Genomic DNA, 5649 nt, shown 5'->3' with positions numbered 1-5649 from the left:
CCAGGGGAAGAAGAGGGCGAAGAGGGCGGCGGAGGCTAGCCAGAAAGCGGCGATGAAGACGACGTCGCGGGCGCGGAACGGCACGAGGTGTCGCTCGGTGCGATCGGGGTAGGCGCCGAAGGCGCGGGAGTCCATCGCGAGGGCCACCCGCTCGGCATGACGGATCGCGCCGGCAAGCAGCGGCACGAGATAGCTGGCCCAGCGGCGCAGACTCGCGATCGGTCCGCGACCGCGGTGCGCGCCGCGCACGCGGTGGGCCTGCCGGATGATTTCAAGCTCGTGACCGAACCGGGGCACGAAGCGGAACGCGGCCAGGGCTGTATACCCGATCCGGTACGGGACGCGCAGCTGCTGCACGCAGGCCCGCACGAGATCGGGACCGGTCGTGCTGAGGCCCGGGATGAGCGAGAGCGCGAGGATCGCAGCGAGCCGCAACCCCGTTGCGAGTCCGATCTCGAGAGCGCCGCTGTAGAGGGTCCATGCCCCGATCTGCAGCACGGGCGGGGTGTCGGCGACGAGTGCGGCATCCGTCCAGAGCGCGAAGCCGAAGCCCAACACCGCTATGGCGCCGGGTATCGCCAGTGCGAGAAGGACGGCGGCTCGGATGCTGAGACTCACGCCGACGAGCAGCACGAGGTACGACAGCGCGAGAAACGCCACCGGTGTCGCAAGATCGCGCACGAATACGAGCAGCACGAGCGCCGGAAGGACCGCTGCCATCTTCGCAAGCGGGTTCAGCCCGTAGAGGAAGCGCACCGCAGAGGTGCGCCGCACGGCGGCGTACGGGTCATCGGCAACGGATGCCGGGAGCATTGTCGGCGCCGTCGTCACGGGCCACCCCCGGGAAGGTCAGCAACGCGGGTGACCGTTCGCAGTTCCGGGTGCATGGCGAGCGGGGCGAGGGCGCGCGCGAGCGGCGGGACCCGCAGGCCCGCGCGGGCGATGAGTTCGGCATCCGCGAACACCTCGCCCGGCGCTCCGCACGCCGTGAGGCGTCCCGACTCCATCACCGCCACGCGGTCGGCGTACTCGGCGACCAGCTGCATGTCGTGGGTGACGACGATGATGGTCGTGCCCTCACGGTTGAGGTCGCGCAGCAGACCGAGAAGTTCGTCTGCTCGGGCGCGATCTTGTCCGAACGTCGGCTCGTCGAGGACGAGCACGCGAGCGCCGGCCACAAGGGCGGTCCCGACCGAGAGGCGCCGCTTCTGGCCCCCCGAGAGCAGGAACGGATGAACGTGCGCGCGCTCGCGCAGCCCGAAGCGGTCGAGAAGGTCGAGGGTGCGCCGCTCGATTTCCGCCTCGTCGAGGTGCTGGCGCCGCAGGCCGTGCGCGATCTCGTCGAACACTGACGCCGCGATGAACTGGTGCTCGGGGTTCTGGAACACGAACCCAACATGGGTCGACAGAGCCCGGTCATCCAGGCGGGCAACATCGAGGCCGTCGATCCGGACGGTGCCCCGGGGCGGCGTGAGCACCCCGGCCAGGGCCTGAATCAGCGTCGTCTTACCCGCCCCGTTCGCGCCGACGATAGCGAGGAAATCGCCGTCGCGAACCTCGAGTGAGACATCCGTCAGAACTTCCGTCTTCTTGCGGCGCAGCGTGAGTCCGCGCACCTCGATGCGCGTGCCGGATGCCGACATCCGTGTCTCGGTCGCCGCACCCGCCCCCGCCTCGCGTGTAGCGGCAGGAGCGGGCTGACGATCGAGTGCCGCGCGCAGTTCGTCGGGACTGATCGGCAGCGGGTCGAAGCGGTACCCGGCCTCCCGCAGGCGCAGAGCCGCGAGCGTCGAGGTCGGCAGCCACACGCCGAGGTCGTGCAATTCGGCCGCGCGCCCCCGCAGGATCTCGTCAACCGCCCCATCGGCGATCACGACGCCCGCGGCATCCAGCACGACGACGCGGTTCACGAACGGGGCGGCGGCGTCGAGGTTGTGCTCGATGAGCACGATCCCCTTGTCGCCGGATGCCGCGAGCTCGCCGAGAGCGGCATAGACGTCATCGATCCCGCGGGGATCGAGGTTTGCCGTCGGTTCGTCGAGCACGAGAAGGGGCGAACCCATGGCCAAGGCGCAAGCGATCGCGAGCCGCTGCCGACCGCCTCCGGAGAGGCGGTCCGGGTTCTCTGACCGCCGTTCCCACAGCCCGACCCGACGCAGCGAGCTCTCGGCGCGGGCGAGCACATCGGCTGCCGGCAGACGTAGGTTCTCGGGCCCGAACGCGACCTCGTCGAGCAACGTGCCAGTGACAAGTTGCGCGTCGGGGTCCTGGAACACGATCCCCACCTGGGTCGACAGCTGCGCGACGGAGTGCGTCGCGGCATCCATCCCGGCTACCTCGACGCGGCCCGTCAACGCGGCGGGAACGGCGTGCGGGATGAGCCCGTTCATGGCGAGGGAGAGCGTCGACTTGCCCGAACCGCTCGGCCCGAGAAGCAGCACGACGTCGCCGCGCGACACCTCGAACGACACGGATGCCGGGGTCGCGGCATCCTCACCCTCGTGTGTGATCCCGACCTCGCGCAGCTGCAGCAGCCGCGCGTGTTCCCTGCCGTGGGTCGGCTTCGGTGTCGCCGTCTCGCCGGGAGCGGGGGCGACGGAGGCCGAGCGTGCGGCGGAGTCGGGGGGAGCTGTCACGGGTCCTCGTCGGGAAGGGAAGTATGCCCTAACTTAGCTGAACCTAACTCCACGCGCCCCGAGATTCCGGTTTCGCGAGGAAGCCGCGTGGAGCGTCACGCGCGCCGCGCGACGCCAGCGCGCCGCAGCGAGACGCCGATTCCCAGACCCGCAGCAGTCCACGCGACGGGGCCGAGTACGGCCACGATGAGGTAGATGATCTGGGCCAGCAGCGGAAGGGAGGCGAGGTCGGCGGCGAAGGCGACGACGACAGCGACCAGGATGCCGATAACGACGGCCGAGATGAAGAACCGCCATGCATCCCACACCCGGTAGCGGGTGAGGGCGGCAACGAGCTCCTGGATGCCGCCGAAGAGGATCGCGGTGCCAAGGAACCGCAGCGCCCACTGGGGAGCCATGGCGCTGGCCACCAGGGCCGCGAACACGTGGCTCAGGAGCGCGACCCAGGGCAGACGGATGACCTCCTGCGCGATGATCCCCGGCAGCACGTGTGCGCCGAGAACGAATCCGTAGAAGATCGGTGCGATCCCGAGCACGAACGGCGTGACCCAGCCCGCAATACCCGCGAGGAGCCCCGTCGCGACGCCGATGGCGGCGGTCGTGAGGAGCACACGCGTCGTCAGGACGGAGGATCGGGCCACCGTATCAGCGTACTGCCGCGTTCGGGACCAAAGTCGGTCTCAGAGACGTCTGCGCCGTCGGGTCAGTCGCACTCCGGGCAGCGGCGGGGCGGGGATGCGCTCCGGGCCGTGGTCGATGACGTGACCGAATCGGGCAGCCGCGTTCTCCCAGTCCTCGCGGGCGGCGACGATCTCGTCGTGTGAGCGTCCGACGAAGTTCCACCACATCACGATCTCGTCCGGGAACGGTTCGCCCCCGAGTAGGAAGATCCGCGCGCCCCCGGTGGATCGCAGGGTGATCGCGTCGCGGTGTGTGCCGAGGTAGAGCAGGTGGTTCGTATCTAGTTCGGCGGTGTCGTGCGCCTGCCCGCCGGGTGCGCCGCTGACTGTCACGTCGCCATCGATCAGCAGCAGCGCGTGCTCCCACGCCTGTTCGAGCGGGACGAGTACGTCAGCTCCCGGAGTCAGCTCCAGTTCGGCACCGACGATCGGGGTGTGTGCGGTGGCCGGTGAGGACGCGTCGTCGAGTGTTCCGAGCACGACGGTAGCCTGCACGCTCCCCGAGGCGGCTGGCAGGTCGAGCACCGGAAGATCCGCGTGCTGTTCGAAGGATGCCTCCCCGAACCGGGTTGCGTCGGGAAGAGCCACCCACAGCTGCAGGGCGTCGAGGTCGACATCCGTTTCGCCTACCGAGTATTCGGAGTGGGAGATCCCGGCGCCCGCCGTCATGAGGTTGAGCACCCCTCGACGCACGATCACATCGCTGCCGACCGAGTCGCGGTGGCGCACCTCGCCGTTGATGGGCCACGTCACGGTCTGCAGGCCGATGTGCGGGTGCGGCTCGACGCGCATGGTGGTTCGCTGCGGCCCGAACCGGTCGAGAAAGCACCATGCCCCGACAAGGGGCAGGTCGCGCTGCGGGAGTGCCCGGGAAACCTGCATCGCGCGCAGTCCCCCGAGCGGCACATCCCGCATCTCGAGGTTCAGCAGGCGGGGTCCGTCGCAGTCGGCTGCACCCTCTTCGGCGACCGCTGCGTCGGAATCGAGGCGGGTCATCCCTGGGGCGCTGACCCGTGGGGCCACGCGATGTCGAGCCCGTTCACCTCGTGCTTCTGCAGGTAGCGCACGACGAACGAGCACTCCGGCACGACGGTTTCGCCGCGGGAGGCGACATCCGCCATGGCCTCCCCGATGAGTTCGGTTCCGAACCCGCGGCCCGAGAAGGCCGGATCGATCTCGGTGTGGGGAAAGACGAGGCGGCCCTGCTCGTCGGCGACGAATTCGGTGAAGCCGGCGAGAGCTCCGTCGATGCTGATCTCGTATCGTCCCTTGGCGTCGTTGCGCACGACCTCGGGGGTCACATCCGTGTCGGTCATCAGCTGTCCTTTCGTTGCTTCCTCCCAACGTAGGTGGCGGCCTCGGTGTTCCGCGAGGGTTCGCTCGGGTGGGCTTCGCTTCGCTGCCGTCAGGCAGACTCAGGGGGTGACCCCTTCGTCGACGCTCGCGGACGCGGTGACGGATGCTGCCCCGGATGCCGTGTACGACGCCTTTGTTTCATGGGCCGAGGGCCGCGGCATCCGTCTCTACCCGGCGCAGGATGAGGCTGCTATCGAGCTGGTCTCGGGTTCGCACGTGGTGCTGTCGACCCCGACCGGCACCGGCAAGTCGCTCGTCGCGATCGCCGCCCACACCGCGTCCCTGGCTCGCGGGGGCCGTTCGTATTACACCGCGCCGATCAAGGCGCTCGTGGCCGAGAAGTTCTTCGCGCTGGTCGAGATCTTCGGCGCCGAGAACGTGGGAATGGTCACCGGCGACTCGTCCGTCAACGCAGACGCACCGATCGTCTGCTGCACCGCTGAGATCCTCGCGAACATCGCCCTGCGGCAGGGCACGGATGCCGACATCGACGCCGTCGTGATGGACGAGTTCCACTACTACGGCGACCCCGAGCGCGGCTGGGCGTGGCAGGTGCCGCTGCTGCTTCTTCCGCGCGTGCAGTTCCTGCTCATGTCGGCGACCCTCGGCGATGTCACCCCGATCGTGTCCGACCTCGAGCGCCGCACGGGACGCGAGGTGGCGCAGATCACCGGCGTCGAGCGCCCCGTGCCGCTGCACTTCTCGTATGAGCGGCGCCCGGTCCACGACGTCGTCGAGCGGTTGCTGGAGGAGGCCGAGACTCCGATCTACATCGTCCACTTCTCGCAGGCCGCGGCCCTCGAGCGGGCCCAGGCGCTCATCAACACCAAGATCGCCTCGCGCGAGCAGCGCGATCAGATCGCTGCCGAGATCGGCGGGTTCCGGTTCACGACGGGGTTCGGCAAGACGCTTTCGCGCCTGGTGCGCGCCGGCATCGGCATCCATCACGCCGGGATGCTGCCGCGCTACCGGCGCCT

At 69.3% G+C, this 5649-nt stretch carries 6 protein-coding genes; 1 reads left to right on the top strand and 5 read right to left on the bottom strand.

The features are described 5' to 3' along the window. The 5 genes from B3587_RS06860 to B3587_RS06840 all read right to left on the bottom strand — a co-directional run. The coding region (locus tag B3587_RS06860; RefSeq protein WP_292727409.1) for an energy-coupling factor transporter transmembrane component T at positions 1-813 on the bottom strand (813 nt) is incomplete at its 3' end. Between the two features lie 14 nt (positions 814-827). Beyond that, entirely contained in the window at positions 828-2534 is a 1707-nt protein-coding gene (locus tag B3587_RS06855; protein WP_414683121.1) for an ABC transporter ATP-binding protein, read from the bottom strand. Positions 2535-2731: 197 nt separating this feature from the next. Continuing rightward, positions 2732-3277, bottom strand: a complete 546-nt coding sequence (locus B3587_RS06850; RefSeq protein ID WP_228179348.1) for an ECF transporter S component — start codon at positions 3275-3277, stop codon at positions 2732-2734. Between the two features lie 39 nt (positions 3278-3316). Then, positions 3317-4312 carry a pirin family protein gene (locus B3587_RS06845; RefSeq protein ID WP_292727404.1) on the bottom strand — a complete coding sequence of 332 codons (996 nt, stop codon included), beginning with the start codon at positions 4310-4312 and terminating at the stop codon, positions 3317-3319. After that, complete coding sequence (locus tag B3587_RS06840; RefSeq protein ID WP_348681623.1) at positions 4309-4725, bottom strand: GNAT family N-acetyltransferase; 417 nt, start codon at positions 4723-4725, stop codon at positions 4309-4311. The genes B3587_RS06845 and B3587_RS06840 overlap by 4 nt, the downstream gene beginning before the upstream one ends. Before the next feature lie 13 nt (positions 4726-4738). On the opposite strand from B3587_RS06840, the gene B3587_RS06835 reads away from it, so the two are divergent. Continuing rightward, positions 4739-5649, top strand: a 911-nt coding sequence (locus tag B3587_RS06835) for a DEAD/DEAH box helicase (protein ID WP_292727400.1), incomplete at its 3' end; no start/stop codon positions are given.

This window comes from Microbacterium sp. UBA837 (assembly GCF_002296025.1).
Lineage (GTDB): Bacteria > Actinomycetota > Actinomycetes > Actinomycetales > Microbacteriaceae > Microbacterium.
The sequence above is the reverse complement of the archived record's forward strand: the minus strand, read 5'-3'. Positions and strand labels throughout refer to the sequence as shown.

Excerpts from the sequence above, each read along its gene's own strand:
- B3587_RS06845 (WP_292727404.1), bottom strand. The coding sequence starts at position 4,312 with ATGACCCGCCTCGATTCCGACGCAGCGGTCGCCGAAGAGGGTGCAGCC.